The organism is Streptomyces sp. NBC_01320, assembly GCF_035974375.1.
GTDB classification, from domain to species: domain Bacteria; phylum Actinomycetota; class Actinomycetes; order Streptomycetales; family Streptomycetaceae; genus Streptomyces; species Streptomyces yanii.
Genome location: NZ_CP108390.1, coordinates 5069340 through 5092066 on the forward strand (window position 1 = coordinate 5069340; position 22727 = coordinate 5092066).

General features: G+C 69.7%; 22 protein-coding genes. 7 read left to right on the forward strand and 15 right to left on the reverse strand.

Annotation, left to right across the window (positions count from 1 at the left end; translation table 11 throughout):
* Positions 1–46: 46 nt before the first annotated feature.
* The 9 genes from OG395_RS22815 to OG395_RS22855 all read right to left on the reverse strand — a co-directional run bounded on the left by OG395_RS22815 (position 47) and on the right by OG395_RS22855 (position 8629).
* Positions 47–1363, reverse strand: coding sequence for a sensor histidine kinase (locus OG395_RS22815; protein WP_327244613.1), 1317 nt, complete (start codon positions 1361–1363; stop codon positions 47–49).
* Positions 1364–1413: 50 nt separating this feature from the next.
* On the reverse strand, positions 1414–2301 hold the full coding sequence (locus OG395_RS22820) for a DUF5936 domain-containing protein (RefSeq protein ID WP_037689519.1): 888 nt from the start codon (positions 2299–2301) through the stop codon (positions 1414–1416).
* 14 nt (positions 2302–2315) lie between these two features.
* A complete protein-coding gene (locus OG395_RS22825; RefSeq protein ID WP_266982087.1) occupies positions 2316–3254 on the reverse strand; it encodes a type II secretion system F family protein in 939 nt (312 codons plus the stop codon).
* An 11-nt stretch (positions 3255–3265) separates the two neighbouring features.
* Positions 3266–4603, reverse strand: a complete 1338-nt coding sequence (locus OG395_RS22830; protein ID WP_037688583.1) for a CpaF family protein — start codon at positions 4601–4603, stop codon at positions 3266–3268.
* A gap of 64 nt (positions 4604–4667) precedes the next feature.
* Positions 4668–5054: a TadE/TadG family type IV pilus assembly protein gene (locus OG395_RS22835; protein WP_327244614.1), complete on the reverse strand. Its 387-nt coding sequence runs from the start codon at positions 5052–5054 to the stop codon at positions 4668–4670.
* Positions 5055–5057: 3 nt separating this feature from the next.
* Positions 5058–5528, reverse strand: coding sequence for a TadE family protein (locus OG395_RS22840; RefSeq protein WP_327244615.1), 471 nt, complete (start codon positions 5526–5528; stop codon positions 5058–5060).
* Between the two features lie 3 nt (positions 5529–5531).
* Positions 5532–6818, reverse strand: a complete 1287-nt coding sequence (locus OG395_RS22845; protein ID WP_327244616.1) for an AAA family ATPase — start codon at positions 6816–6818, stop codon at positions 5532–5534.
* A gap of 7 nt (positions 6819–6825) precedes the next feature.
* Complete coding sequence (gene cpaB / locus OG395_RS22850; RefSeq protein ID WP_327244617.1) at positions 6826–7533, reverse strand: Flp pilus assembly protein CpaB; 708 nt, start codon at positions 7531–7533, stop codon at positions 6826–6828.
* 247 nt (positions 7534–7780) lie between these two features.
* Positions 7781–8629 carry a hypothetical protein gene (locus OG395_RS22855; RefSeq protein ID WP_327249424.1) on the reverse strand — a complete coding sequence of 283 codons (849 nt, stop codon included), beginning with the start codon at positions 8627–8629 and terminating at the stop codon, positions 7781–7783.
* Positions 8630–9371: 742 nt separating this feature from the next.
* On the opposite strand from OG395_RS22855, the gene OG395_RS22860 reads away from it, so the two are divergent.
* Complete coding sequence (locus OG395_RS22860) at positions 9372–11096, forward strand: chitinase (protein ID WP_327244618.1); 1725 nt, start codon at positions 9372–9374, stop codon at positions 11094–11096.
* 364 nt (positions 11097–11460) lie between these two features.
* Here OG395_RS22860 and OG395_RS22865 read toward each other — a convergent pair whose 3' ends face one another.
* From OG395_RS22865 to OG395_RS22875, 3 genes are read right to left on the reverse strand one after another with little or no spacing between them, the layout of a single operon-like run.
* Positions 11461–11871, reverse strand: coding sequence for a RidA family protein (locus OG395_RS22865; RefSeq protein ID WP_266982100.1), 411 nt, complete (start codon positions 11869–11871; stop codon positions 11461–11463).
* Positions 11872–11877: 6 nt separating this feature from the next.
* Positions 11878–12636, reverse strand: coding sequence for an IclR family transcriptional regulator (locus tag OG395_RS22870; RefSeq protein ID WP_327244619.1), 759 nt, complete (start codon positions 12634–12636; stop codon positions 11878–11880).
* Positions 12633–13751, reverse strand: coding sequence for a sugar kinase (locus OG395_RS22875; protein ID WP_327244620.1), 1119 nt, complete (start codon positions 13749–13751; stop codon positions 12633–12635). The genes OG395_RS22870 and OG395_RS22875 overlap by 4 nt, the downstream gene beginning before the upstream one ends.
* Positions 13752–13888: 137 nt before the next feature.
* On the opposite strand from OG395_RS22875, the gene OG395_RS22880 reads away from it, so the two are divergent.
* Both OG395_RS22880 and OG395_RS22885 read left to right on the forward strand, forming a co-directional pair.
* A complete protein-coding gene (locus OG395_RS22880) occupies positions 13889–15202 on the forward strand; it encodes an alanine racemase (RefSeq protein ID WP_327244621.1) in 1314 nt (437 codons plus the stop codon).
* A 312-nt stretch (positions 15203–15514) separates the two neighbouring features.
* Complete coding sequence (locus OG395_RS22885; protein ID WP_327244622.1) at positions 15515–17149, forward strand: N-acyl-D-amino-acid deacylase family protein; 1635 nt, start codon at positions 15515–15517, stop codon at positions 17147–17149.
* On the opposite strand, the gene OG395_RS22890 is transcribed toward OG395_RS22885, so the two are convergent.
* Complete coding sequence (locus tag OG395_RS22890; RefSeq protein ID WP_327244623.1) at positions 17141–17983, reverse strand: siderophore-interacting protein; 843 nt, start codon at positions 17981–17983, stop codon at positions 17141–17143. The two genes, OG395_RS22885 and OG395_RS22890, sit on opposite strands and share 9 nt — an antisense overlap.
* 86 nt (positions 17984–18069) lie before the next feature.
* Here OG395_RS22890 and OG395_RS22895 point away from each other — a divergent pair, with 86 nt between their 5' ends.
* On the forward strand, positions 18070–18903 hold the full coding sequence (locus OG395_RS22895; protein WP_327244624.1) for a TetR/AcrR family transcriptional regulator C-terminal domain-containing protein: 834 nt from the start codon (positions 18070–18072) through the stop codon (positions 18901–18903).
* A gap of 56 nt (positions 18904–18959) precedes the next feature.
* On the opposite strand, the gene OG395_RS22900 is transcribed toward OG395_RS22895, so the two are convergent.
* A complete protein-coding gene (locus OG395_RS22900) occupies positions 18960–19127 on the reverse strand; it encodes a hydrophobic protein (protein WP_266982112.1) in 168 nt (55 codons plus the stop codon).
* 131 nt (positions 19128–19258) lie between these two features.
* On the opposite strand from OG395_RS22900, the gene OG395_RS22905 reads away from it, so the two are divergent.
* Entirely contained in the window at positions 19259–20125 is an 867-nt protein-coding gene (locus OG395_RS22905) for a DUF1206 domain-containing protein (protein ID WP_327244625.1), read from the forward strand.
* A gap of 84 nt (positions 20126–20209) precedes the next feature.
* Here the strand turns inward: OG395_RS22905 and OG395_RS22910 are convergent, their stop codons facing one another.
* Positions 20210–21076 carry a S1 family peptidase gene (locus OG395_RS22910; RefSeq protein ID WP_327244626.1) on the reverse strand — a complete coding sequence of 289 codons (867 nt, stop codon included), beginning with the start codon at positions 21074–21076 and terminating at the stop codon, positions 20210–20212.
* A gap of 126 nt (positions 21077–21202) precedes the next feature.
* On the opposite strand from OG395_RS22910, the gene OG395_RS22915 reads away from it, so the two are divergent.
* The gene (locus OG395_RS22915; protein ID WP_327244627.1) at positions 21203–21568 is read left to right on the forward strand and encodes an iron chaperone; all 366 of its coding nucleotides are present in this window, start codon (positions 21203–21205) and stop codon (positions 21566–21568) included.
* Positions 21569–21744: 176 nt separating this feature from the next.
* Entirely contained in the window at positions 21745–22578 is an 834-nt protein-coding gene (locus OG395_RS22920) for an arylamine N-acetyltransferase family protein (protein ID WP_327244628.1), read from the forward strand.
* Positions 22579–22727: the final 149 nt, after the last annotated feature.

Consider the following 22727-nt stretch of genomic DNA (forward strand, 5'->3'; position numbering starts at 1 on the left):
GACCTCCTCTCAGGATCTATGGGGGGTGAGGGTGGGGTGGAGCGGATCAGTTCAGTTGCTGTGTTTCCGGACCGGCGACGAGAGCGGCCACCGGGAGTTCCAGGCGTACTTCGGTGCCCTTGGCCGCCTTGCCCTTGCCGATGCGGATGCGGGCGCCGATGGACGCGGCGCGTTCGACCATGCCGACGAGACCGAAGTGACCGGCGCGCCTGAGGTCGTCGAGCGTCGTGCCCGGGGGCAGGCCGCGCCCGTCGTCGTACACGCTGACGCGCAGGACATCGCCCTTCACGCCTGCGAGCACGACGAGATAGGTGGGGTGGGCATGGCGATGGGCGTTCTCCATCGCTTCGGAGGCGACCGTGAGCAGCTGGCGGGCGACCACCTGCGGTACGGACGGGACCGGGGCCTCGTTGAGCATCCGGAAGGTGGCCGTGAGTCCGTGGCGGCGGGTGAAGTCGTCCGCCCGGGCACGGAGCTCGCTGACCACGTCCACTCCCCCGTCGAGTCCGGACTCGCGGCGCAGGTCGGAGAGGAGCTCCCGCGATTCCGCCGCCGCCCGGCGGGCGGAGCGCGCGACCAGTTCGGCCTGGTGCTTGACGGTGAGCGGGTCCATCCGGTCGGAGGAGCCGGCCAGGCCGTCGGCGGCCAGCGCCAGACCGTGCAGGGTCTTGGCCACCGAGTCGTGCATCTCCCGGGCGAGCCGGGTGCGCTCGCCCTCCACCGCCTCGTTCACCGCGAGCCGTGCCCTGGTCTCGGTGAGCGCCTGGCTGGCCGTGCCGAAGCGGAGGAGGAGATTGCGCAGGGTCACGCCGACGGCGCCCGCGATGATGCAGAAGCCGGGCAGGAGGAGTGCCGTCGCGTCGGCGGAATCCAGCTTCGGGTCGGTGGCGTACACGCCGAAGACGATCACCGTCTGGAGCGCCGCGAAAACCGCCGCGCCCCGCCAGCCGTAGACGAGTCCGGCCAGCAGCGGGGTGCAGACGGTCACGTACGCGAGCGTGGACTCGGGTGTGGCGGTGACCAGCAGCAGGGCACCGAACAGTGCGTCTATGCCGAGCAGCCAGGGGTGGCGGAGCAGGACGGGACCGAAGCGCTCCCAGTCCCGGAACAGGACGTACGAGCCCATGAAGGTGACGAGGATCGCCGAGCCGATCAGCCAGGTGGCCGGTCCCGGCTCCGTGTGCGCGATCGCGAACGGGGTGGCCATACCAATCATGGCGAGCCGGAATCCGAAGACCTGCCGGCACATCGCCTGGAGCGCGTTGAGCTGGATGGCGAACGCCGGGCGCGGCCCGGGGTCGGCAATAGCCTGACGTACGTCCGACGTCAGTCCCGTCTGCGCGCTGCCGATTGGGAACGACATGTGCCTGTCACCTCCTCCGTAGGTCGTGGTCATCGGCTCCGTCGTCCATGTCATCCGCCCGAGAGGAAGCTGAAGTCGACGTTGGCTCCGTAGACGAAGCCGACCGTCAGCAGCACCAGGGTTCCCGGCAGCAGGAAGGAGGTGACCGCGAAGGTCGCCTTGGGGACGGCCCTGGCCGCCTTCCTGCGGGCGTTCTGGGCGTCCGTACGCCGCATGTCGTTGGCGATCTGGATCAGCGTCTCGACGATCGGCGCACCGAGCTCCTCGCCCTGCTGGAGCGTCGTCACGAACATCGCGACCTGTTCCGAGTCGTTGCGCTTGCGCAGCTGCTCGAACGCCTCGCGGCGGCTGACACCCATGTCCATCTGGCGCAGGGTGATGCGGAGCTCGTCGGCCCAGGGGCCCTCGTACTTCTCCGCGACACGACCGAGCGCCTGGCGGAAGCCGAGGCCGGCGGAGACGACGACGGCGAGGACGTCGAGAAAGTCGGGGAGCGTCCGGTCGATGTGGTCCCTGCGGACACGAACCGCCGCCCAGATGCCGACCTCGACCCAGAACAGACCGAAGGCGATCAGTAGAATGGCGAGGAAGAGCTGGCCGCGCATCAGCATCGTCAGGGCGCCGAACGCGCCGAGGGCGCCGTAGACGAAGCGGCGGGCGGCGTAGCGGTCGATGGTCAGACCGCCCGGGTTGCCCGCCATGTCGATCTGGCGGCGCTTCTTGTTGACCGCCTTGGGGCCCATCATCCGCAGCACCATGGGGGCCCAGCGCATGCCCATCCGGTCGATGCCGGAACCGACCGCAGTGGTGCGGGTGGCGCCGACCTCCAGGGCGATGGCGAGGTCACTGGGCAGTTTGGCGTCAGCCCGGTACATGCGGATACCGGCGATGGCTCCGAACACCGCGAGTCCTACGACGCCTGCGAGCAGCAGGTCCATATTCGCGCCGCCCATCAGACGTCGATCCGGGACAGGCGACGGATCACGATGAATCCGATCGCGTACAGGACGATGGCGACGATCACCGCTACCTGGCCGATGAGGGCGCCGGTCATGCGGTCGAGTGCGCCGGGCATCACCGCATTCATCAGGAGCATGGCGCCCAGGCCGAAAGCGGGGACCGCGTAGGCGGTGACCGTCACCTGGGACAGCTGGGTCTTGACCTCGCGCCGGGTCTCCTTGCGCTCCTCCAGCGTCTCGGTGAGGTTGCGCAGGGAGCTGACGACCGTGCCGCCGGCCCGGTTGGACAGGACGAGCGTCGTGACGAGGACGACGAGTTCACGCGACGGCAGCCGGTCGGTCAGCTCACTCAGCGCGTCGTCGAGGGATTCGCCGACGGCGAGGCGGCGGGCGACCCGGGCCAGTTCCTCGCCCGCCGGGTCCTCCATCTCGTCCGCCGCCATGCTGATGGACGTGCGGAGCGCGAGCCCTGCCTGGGTGGCGTTGGCGAGGATGCGGGCGAGTTCGGGGAGCTGGTTGATGAAGCGTTCGGTGCGCTTGGTCCGCTGCCAGTTCAGGAAGGCGTTGGTGCCCCAGAGCCCGATGAGTGCCGCGACCGGACCGAAGAAGCTGGCGAGGATCGACGAGGCGATCATCCACAGTGCGGCCATCGCGGCGAGCGCGTAGACGAAGAATTCGCCGGGCGTGATCTCGAGTCCGGTGGCCGCCAGTTTCAGTTCGAGCTTGCGGCCCAGCCCGGTCTTGCGCAGCCTGCGGTCGACACCCCGGAAGCGGCGGTGGCGCCCTGCCTCGGGGATCTGGCCGGTGTGCGACAGCCGGTCGACCAGCGCTTCCTGGTCGGCCTTCCCGCCGGAGTAGGCGTGCAGGCCCATGACGCCCGTCACGCCGCAGAGCAGCGTGACACCGATCGTGAGAAGAGGAAGATTTGTCATGGCACAGGTACCTAATTGGCCTCTCGGGTGGCGAGCTGTTCGGCGGACGCGGCGACTCCGAAGGCCTGCGGGATGGGCTGGCTGGCCATGTAGAGACGGTCGGCGATCTTGCGCGGGATCGGGAGGTACTGGAACTCGCCGTAGATCCGCCCGTCGGCGGCCATCGGCTGGGCGTTGAACCGGGCGACGGTCACGATGCGGTAGGGGTCACGGCCGTGCGAGTCGAGGACGGCGATCTCGGTGACCTTGCGGGAGCCGTCGGCGTGCCGGGTGAGCTGGACGATGACATCGACGGCGCTGTTGATCTGGTCGTGCAGGGCCTCGAACGGGATCTTGATCTCGGACATCGACGCCAGGGTCTGGAGACGCATGAGCGCGTCCTCGGCGTTGTTGGCGTGGACGGTGGCGAGCGAGCCGTCGTGACCGGTCGACATCGCCTGGAGCATGTCGAGCGATTCACCGCCACGGACCTCACCGACAACGATCCGGTCGGGGCGCATACGCAGGGAGTTGCGGACCAGGTCACGGATGGTGATCTGCCCCTTCCCCTCGACGTTCGCCGGGCGGGACTCCAGTCGGATCACATGGCTCTGCTGGAGCTGGAGCTCTGCGGAGTCCTCGATGGTGACGATGCGCTCCCTGTCCGGGATGAGCCCGGAGAGAGCGTTGAGCAGCGTCGTCTTTCCTGTGCCGGTGGCCCCGGAGACGATGACGTTGAGCTTGGCCTGGACGAGCCCGGAGAGAAGGATCAGCATCTGCTCGTCGAGCGAGCCGATGTTGATCATCTCCTGGAGCGTGAAGGCCCTCGGGAAGCGTCGGATGGTGAGCGTCGCACCGGACAGCGAGAGCGGCGGGATGATCACATTGACACGCTCGCCGCTGGGCAGGCGGGCGTCGACCATCGGATTCGACTCGTCCACCCGGCGGTTGACGGTCGACACGATGCGCTCGATGGTCTGCATCAGCTGCTCGTGCGAACCGAAGCGCATCGGGAGCTGCTCCACCTTGCCGCTGCGCTCGACGAAGATCTGGTCCGGTCCGTTCACCATGATCTCGGTGATCGACGCGTCCTCGAGGAGCGGTTCCAGGATGCCGAGACCGAGAGCCTCGTCGACGACCCGGCGGATCAGTTGCGTGCGTTCGACGGTCGAGAGGACCGGTCCCTCACGGCTGATGATGTGGCTGAGGACGCGCTCCAGCCGGGCCCGCCGGTCGGCTGCGGCGAGCGAGGACATCTCCGCCAGGTCGATCTCTTCGAGCAGCTTGGCGCGGTAGGTGGCGACCATGTGGCCGTCCTCCCTCGCCCCGCTGTGCTTCTCGGGGGCGGTGACGCGTGCCCGCAGACTCATGTCCGTAACTCCTCGTTCTGGCTTACCGGTGGGGCCTCAGCCGTACGTGCGGCGCGCTGTGGGGTCAGGTGCGGGGCATCGTGGAGCTTCGTTCGGCCCAGCCCCAGATGTCGACGCCGGGAATGATGCGCGGCACCTTGACGCGGACGGTGCAGGTGACCTTGTCGAAGGAGGGCTTCGCCCTGAAGCGGGCCCTGTTCGCGGTCCAGTCGCTCATCGCGTCCCTGCCCGCCCCCGCGCAGTCGGACCCGCTGGCGGACATGCTGGACAGGCGGGCTCCGGCACGGGCGCCGGTGCCCGCCTGGTTGGCGGCGTACGCGGCAAGGCCCATCTGGATCGCGAGGAGACCGACCAGGAGCAGCAGCGGGATGAAGCCCATGTACTCGATGGCGACTTGACCCCGGTCACGGCGGCGGGTGGTGCGTGCGGGTGTGTGCGTGCGTGCGTTCATCGCTCAGCCCTCCAGCGGTGCGGCGGCGCTGCCGGTGACGTGGAAGGGCCAGTTCAGGACGCCGGGCACCAGGACCGGCACCTTGAGCTTGACCTCGGCCTTGTACATGTCGGACGAGGAGCGGCACGTCGTCCTGGACTTCTCCCGCCATGCCTTCGGAAGGTGCTCGGTGGCGACCTGCCTGCATGCCTGTGCGCGCAGACCGCCGGAGATGGCGCCCTTGTGGGCGGCCTCGTCCGCCGAGTTCCCCGCGAGCGAGAAGGTGTAGCCGATCAGCGCACACTGCCAGAGCGCGATCATCAACAGGATGATCAGCGGTGTGACCCCCAGGAACTCGATGGCGGTCTGACCGCGGTCACGGTCCCGCCCCGTCACACGGCAGCCGTCGTGCTCACGGTCGGCTGTGCGGTAACGCCGTCCTCGGACTCCCTGTGTTTCCCGTATCTCCGGGCCGTTCATCTCGGTGGTCGCCATGGCTCAACGTGCCTCCTCGGTCGTCGCACGGCCCCCGGTGTCACCGTCGCGCCGTCTGCGCGGGCGTCCGATCGAGCCTCGGTCGTTCTTGAACTTGCCGCGCTTGTCCGCGTTTTCGGGGACCTTCACGATCCCCAGCTCTCCGGCCAGGCCCCACAGCGCCTGCTTCACCGTGCTCTTGGCATCGAGTTCATGCATCCGCCCCGCGTCGACGGCGCCCTGGAGCTCCTTGAAGTTCGCGGGGACGGCCGTGTTCGCCATCCGGGTCCCGGTGATCTTCTCGATCAGCGGGGGCTGGATCTCGGTGTTGCGGATGAACCGGTTGACGAGGGTCAGCGTCTCCTCCGCCTTGCGGATCTGCAGCCGGTCCCACATCCGTACGGTCCGCTTCGCGCCGCGCACCGCGATCACGTCCGGAGTGGTGACCAGCAGCGCCGTGTCCGCCATTTCGATGGCCGCCGCGTTCGCGCCCTGGAGCTGGCTGCCGCAGTCGATGACCACGACCTCGTACCGCGACCGCAGGGCGCTGACGATCTGGCGGGCCGACCGGTCGCTGACCTCCTCCCCGCGTTCGCCCTCGCCGGGCGCCAGCAGCAGGGCGAGGCCGGAGCTGTGGCTGAACACGGCGTCGGACAGGACGCGGGGCGAGATGTCGGTGATCGCCGCCAGGTCGACGATGGAGCGCCGGAACTGCACATCGAGGTACGAGGCGATGTCACCGGCCTGGAGGTCCATGTCGACGAGAGCGACCGTACGGCCCGACGCCTGGGAGGCCAGGGCGAGCTGGACCGCTGTGACGGTGGCGCCCACCCCGCCCTTGGCGCCGCTGACCGTGACGACCGTGCCGCCGGGACCGGTGAAGACATCGCCTCCGGTGCCCAGGTGGCGGCGGACTCCGACCGACCACTGGGCGGCGGACTGGACCCGGTTGACCAGCTCCTCGTAACTCAGCGGGAGGGTGACCAGGCCGCGGGCGCCGGACTCCATTGCCGCGGCGAACAGGCCGGGGCTGGCGTCGGCGGTGATCAGCACGACCCCGATGGCGGGGAAGCGCAGCGAGACCTCCCGGATCAGTTCCAGAGCCGGCACCGGGCCGATCCGCTCATGGACCAGCACGACCTCGGGCAGTTCGTCGAGCGACTCGCCGGCGAGCCGGGCGAGGGTGTCGATCAGCTGCGTCGAGTCGCCGACGGGAGCCCCTGGCTCGGCGTCGGGGAGCTGGCTGAGCAGGGTGGTGACGGATCTGGCCGCGTCGGGGTCGCCGACCGCCGGGAGGATCCTCGTGGTCATTCGATCCTCACTTGTCCTTGTCGAGCGTGTAGGTGCGGTCGCCCGGGCGGATGGTGCTGTCGCTGCCGGAGGCGAGGAGCGCAAGGCGTACGTGCTCCGCGAAGGACTCGGCATAGGCGACGCGCTGGGTGTCGAGCGTGTTGAGCGCGAAGGTGATCGGGACGGCCTCGGTGCCCATGTTCGACTTGGCGTCCCGGCCCGGCTCCAGGGCGGTCAGCTTGCCGACGTCCAGGACCTTGGCGTTGGAGACGATGACCTTCGACTGGGACGGCGCGCCGTCCCGTTCCCCGGCGAAGGTGGCATAGATGTTGACCGTCGCACCGGCGGTGATCTTGCCCGCGACACCGGTCGCGGCGTCGATCATGATGGCGATCTCCTGCTCACCGGGCTGCAGTTCGGGACGCTTCTGCATCATGTCCGACTGGAGCAGCGAGCCCTTGCGCAGCTGGGTGACGGCGATCTTGCCGTTGACCTCGGAGAGGTCGGTCACGGCGTTGGTCGAGAGCCAGCGCTTCGGCATCGTGATCTTTTTGAACTGTCCGGTGGACAGCGCCGTATAGGGGGCGACGTCGGACTTCAACTGGTAGGCGGAGACCTCGGGGCCGACCTTGGAGTTGACGTCGCTGATCACCGAGAGCACCCCGGCGAAGGCGCCGAAGGCGCACAGGACCGACAGGAGCAGGAGTATCACGCCGCGGCGCTGGCGGGAGTTCATGGGCCGGACAACCTCGTTCGTATCGGATGCGTGGGGCAGCGGACAGAAGGATGCGCGGTAACTCTTTTTATGTCTGAATCTGCGTCTGTATCTGCGCGTAGACCTGCCTATGGGCCTTGTGTGCGGCTTGACAGGGACTGCGGATGACAGGGGCGGGGCGCAGGAGCGGTGGTCGAGGAGTGGGGCTCAGGAGCGGTGGTCGAGGAGCGGGAGCAGATATATGCGACTGTGGAGGAATCCGGGGGCGCTAGGAGCCCGGTGGTGCAGGTGCCCCCTGGCTGAGGACACCGCTGGAAGGCATTCGGTTCTCGGGAGCGTGAAGCGGTGACGTACAGAATCCGCAACGGTCCCCGATGAGCTCCATTCCGCACCAGTGGCAGATCTCCCGCCTTACCGAGGCGACGAGTTGGTACAGCACGGAGATGTCCGGAAGGTAAGCCGCAAATTCCACCAGCTTTCCGGTCCCCCACCAGCCGGGGGAATCGGAAGGCAGGGCGGCCTCGTGAATGGCCTGGACCTTCCATGCGGGGGCCAAGGTCTGTTGCACCCATTCGGACTGCGACTGCCCCTTGGCGACCAGCAGATCCGTCGCGAATTCGGGTCCGTCCATAGGTTTGACGGTCGGACCGACCTTGATGAGCTGCGGGTTCGGGCCCGCAAGCACGGCGAACTGGGACCCCGGGACCCAGGACTTGGCATGCGTCTTCAGGCTGACCGGAACCCGGTCCAGCTTGGTGACGGAGTTCAGCAGGGCGCCGGCGTGGATGTAGTGGGGCAGCAGCCGAGCGGCGGATGCCACCACCCCCGGGCTGAAGTCGCAGATCGACAACTGACGCAGCTGACGCACCAGTACGGCGATGCCCAACGGTGGCAGATCCACCTTGAGCAGGGCGATCCGGTCACTCTCCAGGACCGATCTGACGGAGTGCATCCTGCGCTCATGGGCGATCGGCAGGTTGGCCGAGTAGATGGCGACGACATACCCGTGCTGCTCCAGCAGCACATGCATGTCGCCGATCGCCTGGTCCATGGTCTGGTCTTCCGGAGCCCGGAGTAAAGCGGCTGTCGGTGTCTGCTGGTCGGTCGGCGGCAGCACGAGATCAGCACTGGTCACTGTTATTGCGGTCGGCACGCTGGTTCCCCGTTCGGCTCCGGCCGTTGTCGTCACGACAACGGCCGCAATCGCTCCTGCTCCGTGCTTCTGCGTCAGCACTTTATCCACGTCTTACCAGCCAGAGAACACTTTTCGGAGGCCAGTACGACAAGGTGCGCGCGGTGCGGGGGTGACCCGCACGCAACGCACCGGTGCGAAATCGGACGAAACCGAGACTCGTTAACTTCCGTACCACTGCGGAGGGTTACTGGAATCGGTTCCGATTCCCGATGTTCAGAATTCGTTCGCGCACGTCAGAATGGATCTCCGCCGATCGGCGGCAGGCTCCGAGTCGGGGCTCGGTCACTGTCCGACGATCTCGGCCCGCCCACTCGCGAGAGCGCTCGAACCGCGCGCGAAAAGATCACCGGAAAGCGTCAACGGAGGCTGCCTCCGGACGACTTCGACCGACGGTGGTACGGGCCACCGAACCCCGCGATTCCGTCGCGCCCACCACGGCCACCGAGCCCGTCGCTCACAGCCGTTGCCGCCAGAGGTCTTGACAACTCGATTGGTCTGGACCAGCTTATCGCCCAGCGGTGGTCACGTTTCCTCGTCCCACCTCCGCTCCACCCCCGCGACATCCCCGTGTCCTACCCCCGACACTCGCCGGCACCCCCAGCCACCACTCCAGGCATCCCCAGCAATCCCCCTGGCATCCCCCACTCCCCCACGGAGGCAGCAAGTGGAACGTTCACCCGGCACCCGGCACGGAAGAGGTCACACCCGCCCGCTCCTCGGCGCGGGCATGGCCGTTGTCGCCGCCGGCGCGCTGACCGTCACCGGCCTCGTCGGCACCGCCCAGGCTGCCGACGTCAACGTCGCCAAGAACGCGGGCTTCGAGTCCGGACTCGCCAACTGGACCTGTTCGGGCGGCAGCGGCACCACCGTCTCCTCCCCCGTGCACGGCGGCGCCGCGGCCCTGAAGGCGACCCCGGCCGGCCAGGACAACGCCCAGTGCACACAGACCGTGGCCGTGAAACCGAACTCCACGTACGCACTCAGCGGCTGGGTGCAGGGCGGATACGCGTACATCGGCGTGACCGGCACCGGAACGACCGACGTGTCGACCTGGTCCCCCGACTCCAGCAGCTGGACCAAGCTCTCCACCGGATTCACGACCGGCCCGAGCACCACCTCGGTGACCGTGTACCTCCACGGCTGGTACGGGCAGGCCGCCTACCTCGCCGACGACATCTCCGTCACCGGCCCCGACGGCGGCGGCGGCACCGACCCCGCGCCGACGATCCCGGCCGCTCCCGCCGGTCTCACCGTCGGCACGACCACGTCCTCCTCCATCGCCCTGTCCTGGAACGCGGTGTCCGGCGCGACGGGCTACTCGGTCTACAAGGGCGGTACGAAGGTCACCACGTCCACCGGGACATCGGCGACGGTCACGGGGCTGGCCGCCGACACGGCGTACCAGTTCGCGGTGACCGCCACCAACGCGGCCGGTGAGTCCGTCAAGTCCTCGACGATCAGCGGGCGCACGGCCACCTCCGGCGGCGGCAACCCCGGCACCTCGGTCCCCAAGCACGCGGTGACCGGCTACTGGCAGAACTTCAACAACGGCGCGACCGTGCAGAAGCTCAGCGACGTGCCCGCCAACTACGACATCGTCGCGGTCTCCTTCGCCGACGCCACGACCACACCGGGCGCCGTCACCTTCAACCTGGACACGGCAGGCCTGAACGGCTACACCGTCGACCAGTTCAAGGCCGACATCAAGGCCAAGCAGGCGGCCGGGAAGAACGTCATCATCTCGGTCGGCGGCGAGAAGGGATCCGTCTCCGTCAACAGCGACGCATCCGCCACCAACTTCGCCGACTCCGTCTACGCGCTGATCCAGGAGTACGGCTTCAACGGCGTCGACATCGACCTCGAGAACGGCCTCAACTCCACCTACATGACGAAGGCGCTGCGCTCGCTGTCGCAGAAGGCCGGATCCGGTCTCGTCATCACGATGGCCCCGCAGACCATCGACATGCAGTCGACCTCGGGCGAGTACTTCAAGACGGCACTCGGCGTCAAGGACATCCTGACCGTCGTCAACATGCAGTATTACAACAGCGGTTCGATGCTCGGCTGCGACGGCAAGGTCTACTCGCAGGGCTCGGTCGACTTCCTCACCGCACTCGCGTGCATCCAGCTGGAGGGTGGCCTCGACCCGTCACAGGTCGGCCTCGGCGTCCCCGCCTCCACGAGCGGCGCGGGCAGCGGCTATGTCTCCCCGTCCATCGTGAACGCGGCCCTGGACTGCCTGGCCTCGGGCACCAACTGCGGCACCTTCAAGCCCGCGAAGACCTACCCGGGTATCCGCGGAGCCATGACCTGGTCCACCAACTGGGACGCCAAGTCGGGCAACGCCTGGTCGAACGCGGTGGCCCCGCACGTCCACGGCCTGCCGTAACCCATCGCCCCGGTGTTCCCCCGCACCAGCCCTTGACCAGCAGCGCCGCCGCTCCCCCGGTGGCGCTGCTGCATGGTCGACGGGTGGAGGCCGGACGGTGGCGCAGGGGCGACGCCGCCCGACGCGCCGCGCCGAGAAGCGCGGAATGCCCGGTCCGGCATCCCGCGCCACGGCGCCACCGGCGTCAGATCACTGGACTCAGCAGCGCCGCCACCGCGAACCCCGCCACCGAGAGGACCGTCTCGACCGGCTGCGGGGTGGCGGCGAGCAGCATGGGCAACTCCGTTGCGGACGGGGTTTTCGGGCAGCGCCTTGCCGTGTGGCGTGGTGGTGCGGCGGGGCAAGCGGATCAGCCGGGGATCGTTCAGCTCAGGACGGCGAGCGCGTCGATCTCGATCAGCAGGCCCTTGGGGAGGCCGACGTACACCGTCGTACGGGCGGCAGGGGCCTCCTTGAGGTTCTGCTCGCCGAAGTAGGTGTTGTAGATCTCGTTCATCTCCGCGAAGTGGTCCACATCCGTGAGGTAGACGCGCATCATCATCACGTCGTCCCAGCTCGCGCCGCCCTCCTCCAGGATCGCCTTGACGTTGGCGAACGTCTGGAGGGTCTGCTCGCGCAGCGTCGGGCCGGCCGGGGTGGGGGCCTGGCCCTCAACGGCGGGCAGGAAGCCGACCTGGCCGGCGACCTGGAGGATGTTCCCCTTCTTCACGCCGTGCGAGAACTTGGCGGGCGGCGTGGTGTGGGTGCTGGGGGTGAGGGCGGTCTTCTCGGTCATCGCGGTTCAGGCTTTCTTGGGTCGGTTGGTGCCGGAGTACTCCCGGCTGATGGTGTCGGCGGTGCGGCGCACCAGTGGGAGCAGGGTGAGGAGTTCCTCGGCCGTGACCACCACATTGGGTGCGGAGACCGACATGGCGGCGACGACACGGCCGTCCGCGCCGCGGATCGGGGCGCCGATGCAGTTGATGGACTCCTCGTGGCCGCCGAGGTCGGTGGCCCAGCCCTGTTCGCGGACGACGGCAAGTTCCTTGAGGAAGGCTCCGGCGTTCGGGACCGAACGGGACGTGTACATGGGGTAGTCGAGCTTCTCGGCGATCGCCCGCCGTTCGGGCTCGGACAGATCCGCGAGCAGCAGCTTGGCGACGGCGGCGACGGTGATCGCGACGGGCTTGCCGATCCGCGAGTACATCCGGACCGGGTAGCGGCTCTCGACCTTGTCGATGTAGAGGACTTCTTCCTCCTCGTACACCGCGAGATGGACGGTGTGCCCGCACTGCGCGTTGAGCTCGACGAGGTGGGGGTGGGCGATCTCGCGTACGTCGAGGTTCTCGACGGCCTCCTGCGCGAGGGCGAAGAGACGGGCTCCGAGGCGGTAGCGCTGGTCCTGCTGGCGGTAGACGAAACCGTGTTCGTGCAGCGTACGGAGCAGGCGGAGCGCGGTGGACTTGTGGACGCCGAGGCGGTCGGCGACCTGGCCGAGATCGGCGGGGCCCTCGGCCAGGAGCGGGAGGATGCTCAGTGCGCGGTCGACGGTCTGGCTCATGTCGCGGGTACCTCCTGCGGGGCCGGGCTCCGGTCGATGCCGGCGCGGTCGGCTGCCGTCCAGCCGGGACCGAGACGAAGTCTCCCCCAGGCGGCGTCGTCGAGAGCGACGAGTTCGTCGGCGTGGGCACGGGCCGGTGGGTCGGTGAGGTCGCCGGGGACGGTGAGGACCGCGGCGGCCATGAGGTGGCCGTGGCGGACGCGGTCCCGGACGGAGAGCTCGCGGAGGGTGGCGGAGAGGAAACCGGCGGCGAAGGCGTCGCCCGCGCCGACGGCGGCGACGACGTCCACGCGGAGGGCGGGGACAGTCGTGACGGTGTCGGAGGTCGAAGGCGCAGCCCCCGGGCCGCCGGTCCGGAGTTCGGGGTGGCGCGCCGAGAAGACCGTCGCCCCCTCCGCCCCCTGCTTGACCACGAGCACCGCCGGTTCCGGCAGCGCCTCGCGGATGGCGTCGGCGCCCCGCAGCCCCCAGGCCTCCTCCGCCTCGTCCTCACCGACGAAGACGAGATCGGCGCGGCGCGCGAGGTCGAGCAGCACGCCCGGTCCCTCGTCGCCGGCGCGCCACAGGTGCGGGCGGTGGTTCACGTCGAAGGAGATCAACGGGCGGTCGGGGCGGGGCTCGGTGAGGGAGCGGAGCAGGGACAGGCAGTCCGCGGAGAGGGCCGCCGTGATGCCGGTCAGGTGCAGGATGCGCGTGTCGAGCACGTCCTCGTACGGAAGGTTCGCCGGGGACATCACGGAGGCCGCCGACCCTGCCCGGTAGTACGCGACCTCATGGGTACCCGTCGCCCGGTCCGCCGCCGTACGGAAGTAGATGCCGGTGGGGCGGTCGGGGTCGCGCCGGACTGCCGACGTGTCGACCCCGTAGGCCGCGATCGCGTCGACGAGGTGGTCGCCGAACCCGTCCGCGCCGACCCGGCCGACCCACTTCGCGCGGTGTCCCGCCGCCGCGAGAGCGCAGGCGACGTTGGACTCGGCGCCTCCGATCGCACGGCCGAAGGACGGGACGTCGGCGAGGCGGCCGGGCTGCGAGGGCAGGAACGTCACCATGGACTCACCGAGGCAGACGACATCGGCGGTGGCGGCTGCACGTCCCTCGGCTGCGGGTCCGGACACTCTGGGCTCCTCGCTGGTCAGTGCTCCGCACCGGCTCTCACCATTGACCCGGCGTCGGCTCGGATGTTAGACAGCGTCAAGCAATATGCGCAATGGGCGTTGCATATGGTGCAACGACCAGATTTCGAGGAGGGTCCATGGCCGCCGCCGACAAGGACGTCGCGACAGCTCCCCACACGCTCGGCGAACTCGCCGCCGAGCGCGTCGACCACCGCTTCAAGGCGCTCCCGCCCGACGCCGACGGACTCACGGTCGCCGCCCTCGCCGCCGAGCGCCGCAACCTCTTCACCGGCGGCTTCACGACGCCCGTCCTCGCCCTCTCCGCCGAGTCCGTCGCGCACAACCTGGCGCTGCTGGAGACGTACGCCGAACGTCACGGGCTCGCGTTCGCGCCGCACGGCAAGACGTCCATGGCGCCGCAGCTCTTCGCCCGGCAGCTGGAGCACGGCGCGTGGGGCATCACCGCCGCCGTTCCGCACCAGGTCCGGGTGTACCGCGCGTACGGGATCGAACGGATCTTCCTCGCCAACGAGCTCGTCGACGCGGTCGCACTGCGCTGGCTCGCCGGCGAGCTGGACTCCGACCCCGACTTCCACTTCATCTGTTACGTCGATTCGGTGCGCGGCGTCGAGCTGATGGACGAAGCGCTGCGCGCCGCGGGTGCGGTACGTCCGGTGGACGTGGTCGTGGAACTCGGCGCCGGTGAGGGGGCCCGCACGGGTGCCCGCACCGAGGCCGACTGCGTCGCGGTCGCCGACGCGGTGGCCGCGGCGGGGACGCTGCGTCTGGTCGGGGTCGCCGGCTACGAGGGCGAGGTGCCGGACGCGTCCGCGGAGCGGGTACGGGACTGGCTGCACCGGCTCGTCCGGGTGGCCGCCGACTTCGACAAGGCGGACCGGTTCGCCACACTGGCCGGCGACGACCTGATCGTGATCAGCGCGGGCGGCAGCGCCTGGTTCGACGCGGTCGCGGAAGTCTTCGCGGAGATTCCGGACCTCACGCGCCCGGTATGCAAGCTGCTGCGTTCGGGGGCGTACGTCTCGCACGACGACGGGCACTACCTGCACCTCACCCCGTTCAACCGGGTTCCGGAGGAGGGCGCCCTGCAGCCCGCGTTCCGCCTCTGGGCGCAGGTCGTCTCGCGGCCGTCCGACGAGCAGGCGTTCGTGAACGCGGGGAAGCGGGACGCGGCGTACGACCTCGATCTTCCGCAGGCACAGGTCGTGCGGTCCGGGCGGGACGGTTCGGTGCGGGCCGCCACCGGCATCACCGTCACCGGGCTGTCCGACCAGCACGGGTGGTTGCGCACCGAGGCCGGGGTGGAGCTGGAGGTCGGGGACTGGGTCGGCATGGGGCTGTCGCACCCGTGCACGTCGTTCGACAAGTGGCAGTTGATTCCGCTCGTCGAGGCGGACGGCACGGTCACGGACTACATTCGCACGTTCTTCTGATCCCTGCGGGCGTCGTCCTCAATCGCCGGACGTCGCGCTCTCCCACCCCGCCGGGCCACCCCGATCCCCCGCTCCTCAAGCCCCTCCGCCGGGTCCACTCCAGCCCGCCGCCGGGTTCACTCCAACCCCTCCGGCGGGTCCACTCAAGCCCCTCCGGCGATTGAGGAGCGGGGGTGCGGGGGCAGCGCCCCCGGTCACGGGTCCACTCCAGCCCGTCCGGCGTTTGAGGACCAGGGGGCCGGGGGCAGCGCCCCCGGTTACGGGAAGGGGCGGGAAGGGGGAAGAACACCGGCGCTGAAAGGCCTGCACACCATGGATCTCGTCATCCGCGACGCCACCGTCATCGACGGCACCGGCACCCCCTCCTACCGCGCCGACATCGGCATCACCGGCGGCCGGATCGCCGAGATCCGCAAGGAGGGCGAGGGGCACGGCCCCCGCCCGACCGCCCGCCGCACCCTCGACGCCGGCGGCCTCGCCCTCTCCCCCGGCTTCGTCGACATGCACGCCCACAGCGACCTCGCGCTTCTCCGCGATCCGGATCACAGCGCGAAGGCCGCCCAGGGCGTCACCCTCGAAGTGCTCGGCCAGGACGGGCTGTCGTACGCCCCGGTCGACACCCGCACCCTCGCCGAGGTGCGCAAGGCGATCACCGGCTGGAACGGCGACGGCGGTGACATCGACTTCGACTGGCGCACGGTCGGCGAGTACCTGGACCGTCTCGACCGCAACTTCGGCGGCGAGGGCATCGCGGTCAACGCCGCGTACCTCATCCCGCAGGGCACCGTTCGGATGTACGCCGTCGGCTGGGACGACCGCCCCGCCACCGACGCCGAGCTGGCCCGGATGAAGGAGCTCGTCGCGCAGGGGATGGCGGACGGCGCGGTCGGCATGTCGTCCGGGCTGACGTACACCCCCGGAATGTATGCCGACGACGCCGAACTCACCGAGCTGTGCCGGGTGGTGGCGCGGTACGACGGCTACTACTGCCCGCACCACCGCTCGTACGGCGCGGGCGCGCTCGGTGCGTACGAGGAGATGGTCCAGCTCACCCGTAACGCCGGCTGCGCCCTCCATCTCGCGCACGCCACCATGAACTTCGGCGTGAACAAGGGCAAGGCGCCGGACCTGCTGGCCCTCCTCGACGACGCTCTCGCCGCGGGCGCGGACATCTCGCTCGACACGTACCCGTACACCCCCGGCTGCACCACGCTCGTGGCCATGCTGCCCAGTTGGGCGAGCGAGGGTGGCCCGGAGGCCGTCCTGGAACGGCTCGCGGACGACGCCACGGCGGAAACCGTCCGCCACCACCTGGAGGTCCTCGGCTCGGACGGCTGCCACGGTGTGCCGATCGAGTGGGACACCATCGAGATCTCCGGCGTGAGCGTGCCCGCGCTCGCCGACCATGTCGGCCGTACGGTGGCCGAGTCCGCGCGGCTGCGGGGCGAGGCCCCCTGGGTGACCGCCCGGCGGCTGCTCCTCGGCGACCGGCTCGGTACGACGATCCTGCAGCATGTCGGCCACGAGGAGAACGTCCGGCAGATCATGCGCCACCGCGTCCACACCGGCGGCAGCGACGGCATCCTCCAGGGCGACAAGCCGCACCCGCGCGCGTACGGCACGTTCCCTCATTATCTCGGCCGGTACGTAAGGGAGTTGGGCATCCTTTCACTGGAGGAGTGCGTCGCCCATCTCACCTCCCGCCCGGCGGCCCGGCTGCGGCTGCCCGACCGGGGCTACGTCCGTGAGGGATACCGCGCCGACCTGGTCCTCTTCGATCCGGCGACGGTGGCGGCGGGCTCGACCTTCGAGGCGCCTCGCACGCTGCCGGTGGGCATCCCGCACGTCCTGATCGACGGCCGCTTCGTCATCGAGGACGGCAGGCGGACCTCGGTGCTGGCGGGACGGGCGGTCCGGTCGCCCCGGTCGGTGCGCGGCTCACGGTGAACCCTCCTCCGCCCGCTCCTTCGCCCAGGCCAGGTCCTCCTCGGTCGGGGCGTCGTCCTGGGTCAGCCTGCGCCGCCAGTAACCACTGAACTCCACCGCCGACCTGGGCATCCCGCGCTCCTCGACCAGGTGGCGGCGCAGCGTCCGTACGGTCCCCGACTCCCCCGCGAGCCATGCGGCCCCCGCCCCCGCCTCGCCCGGCAACTCCGCCGCGCGGACCACGTCCGTCAGTTCCTCCCCCTCGTGCACCCAGCGCACGGTCACCTCGGCGGCGAAGGAGAGCCGCTGCTCCTCCCCCGCGTCGACAACCGCCACGTACGCCACCGCGCGCATCCCGGCCGGGAGTGCTTCGAGCAGCGTGCCGATCGCGGGGAGTGCTGTCGCGTCCCCGGCCAGCAGCAGCCAGTCGGAGGCGGGCAGCGGCCGGGCATACGCCGAGGACGGGCCGACCATGCCGAGTACGTCCCCGGGCCGCGCGGTCCGCCCCCAGCGGGTGGCGGGTCCGGTGTCGCCGTGGAGCACGAAGTCGACGGTCATCTCGTTGCGCTCACGGTCGTACGCCCGGACGGTGAAGCTCCGCATCCACGGCCGTTCGGCCTCCGTGATCGCGACGTACGCCTCGTACCACCGCATCCCGTAGGTGTCGTCGGCGTCCTGTTCCGGCAGCACGGGCGCGCCCTGCCCCTTCGGGAAGCAGAACTTCATCTGCTGATCCGGCCGGTCCTCGATCAAGTCGGCCAGCGCATCTCCGGTAAAGGTGACGCGCGCCATCCGCGGCGTGATCCGCTCCACTCCCACAACCTGGACGTACGACACCGGCAGCGACTGACTCATCGGAGCGGACACCTTCTTTCACCCTGATACCTTATGCCGTAAAGAATCGTCTGGGCGAAGTTACTTTATGACGTAAGGAGTCGCAAGTGGTGGTCTATGCGGGACAGGGCGACGCCCGCCGTTCGATCGCCCTGCTGTGGCGCACGGAGAGCGCTCCGGCACCAGGTGGAACAGGGCCGGGCAGAACGGGACCGGCCAGATCGGGGCCCAAGCCCGGACTGACCGTGGACGCGATCGTGAGCGCCGCCGTCGCCGTCGCCGACGCGGACGGCATGGCGGCGCTCTCGATGCGCGCGGTGGGCGAGCGGCTGGGCCGGACGGCCATGGCCCTCTACACGTACGTCCCCGGAAGGAGCGAGCTCCTGGACCTGATGTACGACGCGGTGCATGCCGAACTCCCGTCCGACTACCCGGACACGGAGGACTGGCGCGCTTCCCTCACGCGCTGGGCGGAGGACACCCTCGCCTTCCACCTCCGCCATCCGTGGGTGCTCCAGGTCTCCCAGGCCCGGCCGGTGCTGGGCCCGCACGAGTACACCGCTCTCAACACCCTCGTACGCCTCCTGTACGGGGCCGGGCTCGACGCGCATCTCCTGCGGCGGCTGATCGGCACGCTGTTCCACTTCGTCCGCGGCTCGGCGCAGACGGTCGCCGAGTCCCGGCAGGCCGCGGCGGTGACCGGCCAGTCCGACGAGGAGTGGTGGTTCGCCCGCTCGACGCTGCTCGGCGAGGTGGCCCCGGACTTCGCGGACCGCTTCCCGGACGTCGGCCGTCTGGAGAGCGAGAGCGCACCCGAGCCACCACCGGCCGACGACACGGTGCCCTACCTGGAGCGTCAGGCGCGCGAGACGTTCACCACCGGGCTCGGCGTGCTGCTGGACGGGATCGAGGCGGCGGTGCGACGCACGGGCGCGCCGTGAGACCTGTGGGGTCTCACGGCGCGCGGGGACGGGTGTGCGGCGGTCGGGCGGCCCGGCTACCAGCGGTACCAGCGGCCTCGGCCCGCACCGCTCCCGGGCCGGACGATGAACCCGAGCAGCCACACAGCCAGCACGATGATGGCGACCCACCACAACACCTTCAGCGCGAATCCGGCACCGAAAAGAAGCAGGGCGAGCAGGAGAACGAGAAGAAGGGGAACCATGGGATATCAACCTCCAGCCCATCGAGTGCCCCACATTTCGTCGTCCACACATGTTGGGTGCCGTACGGGCGCGCCGGCCGCGCCTTTCGGGCCCGTTGTTTCTGCTTCCCGCCCCGGGGAAACCGGTTGACATGAAGACTTCCGCAATTCTGCGCCGGGGCCGGGGAAAAGCCCGCAGAGCGGCCCACGGTTCGGCGATCGAGGCCGGCGCCCGGGCCGGTTTCGCGGCCCGCGGGGTGATCTATTTCCTGGTCGGAATGCTCGCCCTGCGCATCGCCTTCCACGACGGAGGCGGCAGTGGCGACGGGGCCGGTGGAGCAGTGCAGGCCGACCGGGGCGGAGCCCTGTTCGAGATGGCGCAGCAACCCTTCGGGAGCGTGCTGCTCTGGGCCACCGGTGTCGCACTCGTGGGGATGGCCGTATGGCGGCTGTCCGAGACAGCTTTCGGCGCGGCAGGTCCTGACGGGCGGAAGGTGACCACGCGTGCGGCCTCGGGGGCGAGCGCGGTCTTCTACGGCTTCGTCTCCCTCTCCGTCCTCTCGTTCGCCGCGGGCATCGGAGGCAGCGGCAGCGGGGCCGGCGACCGGCAGTCGCAGGACATCACGGCCAGGGTTCTCGACCTGCCCATGGGCCGGTGGATCACCGGCGTCGCCGGTGCGGTCGTCGTCGGCGCGGGTCTCTGGACGGCCGGGCGGGCCGCCCTGAGGAAGTACCACAAGGATCTGCGGATGTCCGAGATGTCCGAGCGGATGCGCCGGGCGGTCGATGTCACCGGGGTGTTCGGCGGCACGGCCCGCGGCATCGTCTTCGCGACGGCGGGCGGCTTCCTGGTGGCCGCCGCGGTGAGCCACGAGCCCGGAAAGGCCAAGGGGATGGACGACACCCTGAGGTCCTTCGCCGAGACCCCCGTCGGCCCGTGGCTGCTGGCCGTGATCGCGGCCGGTCTCGCCGCGTTCGGCCTGTTCTCCTGCGCCTGCGGCCGGTGGCACAGGACCTGACGCCCCGCCGCTCGCACCGCGTGGGACCACGCTCCGCGCGCGTCGCCCGGGACGGGCCGGGTGACGCGCGCGGACGCTTTCCGTCTACGGCTTGGGCAGGGTGCACCCGGTCCGGTTGAGGTCGATCTGGCTGCCGGCGCCGATGCACGGCACGATGCCGTACGTCTCCTGGGCGTAGTTGATGCCATGACGGACCGTCACATTGCCGCTCTCGTCGACCTCGCACGGATTGTTGTCCGTGCACTGCTGTCCGTCCTCGTTACCGGTGTTGTTGACGGCGACGACCTTGCCGGTCGCGTTGTCGATCACCGGGGAACCGGATGTACCGCCGATGGTCTGGCAGGCGGAGGTGTAGCGGACCGAGTCCTTCCATGTCCACTCGCCCTCCTTCAGGCGGTAGACGAAGCCGTCGATGTTGCAGCTGTACGTGCGCTTCCAGTAGCCGGAGACGACCGTGATCGCGGTGCCCTGGACCGGGTGCGCGGCGTTGAGCTCCAGCGCCTTGATGCCGTAGGTGCTCTCGATCTGGGCGTAGGTACGGGTGAGTTGGTACAGCGATATGTCGGTGTCGGTCATCGTTCCGTACGCGATTTTGCTGGCGCGCAGGGTGCCGACTCCGCTGCCCGCCGAGTTCAGCAGGGTGAAGCTGCGGGTGGACCGCCGGCCGAGGACGACCTCGCCCGGACCGGGGAAGCCGGTCTCCATGCAGTGCCCGTTGGAGAGCACGAGCGCCGGGTCGCTCGGGAGCGAGGCAGCCGTGCGGACCACGGAGCCGGAGCAGTTGCTGAGCGCGACCGTGCCGGCGAAGTCGACCGCCTTGGCCGTGATCCGCTCGGCCCGTGTCGTCTTCTGCGGCGCGGCCGCGTCGTGGCTTGTGGCCGCGACAGCGGGTGCCGTTCCCGCTCCGAGGAGCAGAACAGCGAAAAGCGCGCCGAGGAGAGGCTTTTTCATGTGGGGGTCCCCTCTATGACCTCTGTGACCGAAGTTCCTTCGGTTTTGTCATGCGCATTGTTAGGGGTGCGCGGGTCGGGGGCAAGACCCCCTTTCCGGCCTCGGGACAGCCCTTAGGCTGTGTGCATGGTGCAGAGCAAGGCGGAGGACGTGGACGGATACCTGGCCGAGGTGCCGGAGGAGCGCCGGAACGCCCTGCGCAGACTGCGGTTGATGTGCCGCCAGGAACTCAAGGGCTTCGGCGAGATCATGGCCTACGGCATGCCCGCCTACGAACGGGACGGGGTCACCGAGATCGCCTTCGCGAGCCAGAAGAACTACGTCTCCTTCTACCTGCTGCGCACCGACGTCCGCGCGGCATTCGAGGAGCGGCTGGCCGGACAGGACATGGGCAAGGGCTGCCTGCGCTTCCGCAAGCCGGAGAACATCGACTTCGACCTGGTGCGCGACCTGTTGAGGGCCACCGCGGCCCGGCCGGGCACGGTCTGCTGACGGGGTGGCGCGTGGGGCCGCCCCGTACCACCGCTCGCCTCGCCGGAGTTGAGGTACATCCGAGGCGGGGAGACGCGTCGGGCCCGGAACCAGGACCCATGTACCAGGACCCGCGTACCGGGGGGATCAATCCCTGGCCGGAGGTTCCCGCCGCCCCGGTTGCGTACGGTCGGTCCATGACGACCGACCGCCACCGCACTCTCGACCTCGACGCGTACTTCGCCCGTATCGGCTGGACCGGGGAGCGCCTCCCCACCGTAGAGGTACTGCGTTCCGTCCACCGCGCCCATGCGCTGGGCATCCCGTTCGAGAATCTGGACCCCGTGCTCGGCAGCGCACCCTCGCTCGCGCTCGCGGATCTACAGGCGAAGCTCGTACGCAGTGAGCGCGGCGGATACTGCTACGAACACAACACCCTCTTCGCCGCCGTGCTGGCCGAGCTCGGATTCACGGTGACGCTGCTCTGCGCGCGCGTGGTGCTGGGGGCTGCGCCCGGGGACGTACGGCCGCGCACCCACATGCTGATGCTGGCCGGGGTGCCGGGCGAGCCGACCCCGTATCTCGCCGATGTCGGCTTCGGCGCGAGCAGCTCGCTGCTGGAGCCGATCGCGCTGGTGGCGGACGCCGAACTGCACGACGCACCCCGCCGTCACCGGCTCGTCCACGCACCGCACGGCGGCCCACTGCCACTGTGGAAGCTGCAGACGCGATCCGCGGGCGGGGAGTGGGAGGACCAGTACGCGTTCACGCTGGAGCCGTTCGAGGCGCCGGACTACGAGGTCATCAACTGGCACATCGCGACCAATCCGCGCTCCCCGTTCCAGCACCTGGTGTACGTCCAGCGCACCACTGGGGACGGCCACGTGGCCCTGTCCGGCCGGACGCTCACGGAGACGGCGCCCGACGGCACGCGGAAGGAGCGGGAGCTGGCGAACGGCGACGAGGTGCTGCGGGTCCTGGCGGACGACTTCGGCATCCGGCTCCCGGACGGCACGCGCCTGCCCGAGTGACGGCGACGCCCCATTCGCGTGGCGCATCTCACCCGTCCAGGCCCGTCACACATCCATTCCAAGCCGCTCCGCCGCCCCCGGCCAGGGTTCCCACGGTCGGGGACGGCGGGTGCATGGCGATGGAAGACCGGGTGGGCGGACCGGGTTCC

What these genes read in the sequence shown, in the direction of transcription:
- OG395_RS22915 (WP_327244627.1), top strand. Translation starts at nt 21,203, where the DNA reads ATGGTGCAGAGCAAGGCGGAGGACGTGGACGGATACCTGGCCGAGGTG.
- OG395_RS22830 (WP_037688583.1), bottom strand. Translation starts at nt 4,603, where the DNA reads ATGAGTCTGCGGGCACGCGTCACCGCCCCCGAGAAGCACAGCGGGGCG.
- OG395_RS22910 (WP_327244626.1), bottom strand. Translation starts at nt 21,076, where the DNA reads ATGAAAAAGCCTCTCCTCGGCGCGCTTTTCGCTGTTCTGCTCCTCGGA.
- OG395_RS22890 (WP_327244623.1), bottom strand. Translation starts at nt 17,983, where the DNA reads ATGAGTCAGTCGCTGCCGGTGTCGTACGTCCAGGTTGTGGGAGTGGAG.
- OG395_RS22870 (WP_327244619.1), bottom strand. Translation starts at nt 12,636, where the DNA reads ATGAGCCAGACCGTCGACCGCGCACTGAGCATCCTCCCGCTCCTGGCC.
- OG395_RS22865 (WP_266982100.1), bottom strand. Translation starts at nt 11,871, where the DNA reads ATGACCGAGAAGACCGCCCTCACCCCCAGCACCCACACCACGCCGCCC.
- cpaB (WP_327244617.1), bottom strand. Translation starts at nt 7,533, where the DNA reads ATGAACTCCCGCCAGCGCCGCGGCGTGATACTCCTGCTCCTGTCGGTC.
- OG395_RS22900 (WP_266982112.1), bottom strand. Translation starts at nt 19,127, where the DNA reads ATGGTTCCCCTTCTTCTCGTTCTCCTGCTCGCCCTGCTTCTTTTCGGT.
- OG395_RS22825 (WP_266982087.1), bottom strand. Translation starts at nt 3,254, where the DNA reads ATGACAAATCTTCCTCTTCTCACGATCGGTGTCACGCTGCTCTGCGGC.
- OG395_RS22905 (WP_327244625.1), top strand. Translation starts at nt 19,259, where the DNA reads ATGAAGACTTCCGCAATTCTGCGCCGGGGCCGGGGAAAAGCCCGCAGA.
- OG395_RS22840 (WP_327244615.1), bottom strand. Translation starts at nt 5,528, where the DNA reads ATGGCGACCACCGAGATGAACGGCCCGGAGATACGGGAAACACAGGGA.
- OG395_RS22920 (WP_327244628.1), top strand. Translation starts at nt 21,745, where the DNA reads ATGACGACCGACCGCCACCGCACTCTCGACCTCGACGCGTACTTCGCC.
- OG395_RS22835 (WP_327244614.1), bottom strand. Translation starts at nt 5,054, where the DNA reads ATGAACGCACGCACGCACACACCCGCACGCACCACCCGCCGCCGTGAC.
- OG395_RS22845 (WP_327244616.1), bottom strand. Translation starts at nt 6,818, where the DNA reads ATGACCACGAGGATCCTCCCGGCGGTCGGCGACCCCGACGCGGCCAGA.
- OG395_RS22885 (WP_327244622.1), top strand. Translation starts at nt 15,515, where the DNA reads ATGGATCTCGTCATCCGCGACGCCACCGTCATCGACGGCACCGGCACC.
- OG395_RS22880 (WP_327244621.1), top strand. Translation starts at nt 13,889, where the DNA reads ATGGCCGCCGCCGACAAGGACGTCGCGACAGCTCCCCACACGCTCGGC.
- OG395_RS22820 (WP_037689519.1), bottom strand. Translation starts at nt 2,301, where the DNA reads ATGGACCTGCTGCTCGCAGGCGTCGTAGGACTCGCGGTGTTCGGAGCC.
- OG395_RS22815 (WP_327244613.1), bottom strand. Translation starts at nt 1,363, where the DNA reads ATGTCGTTCCCAATCGGCAGCGCGCAGACGGGACTGACGTCGGACGTA.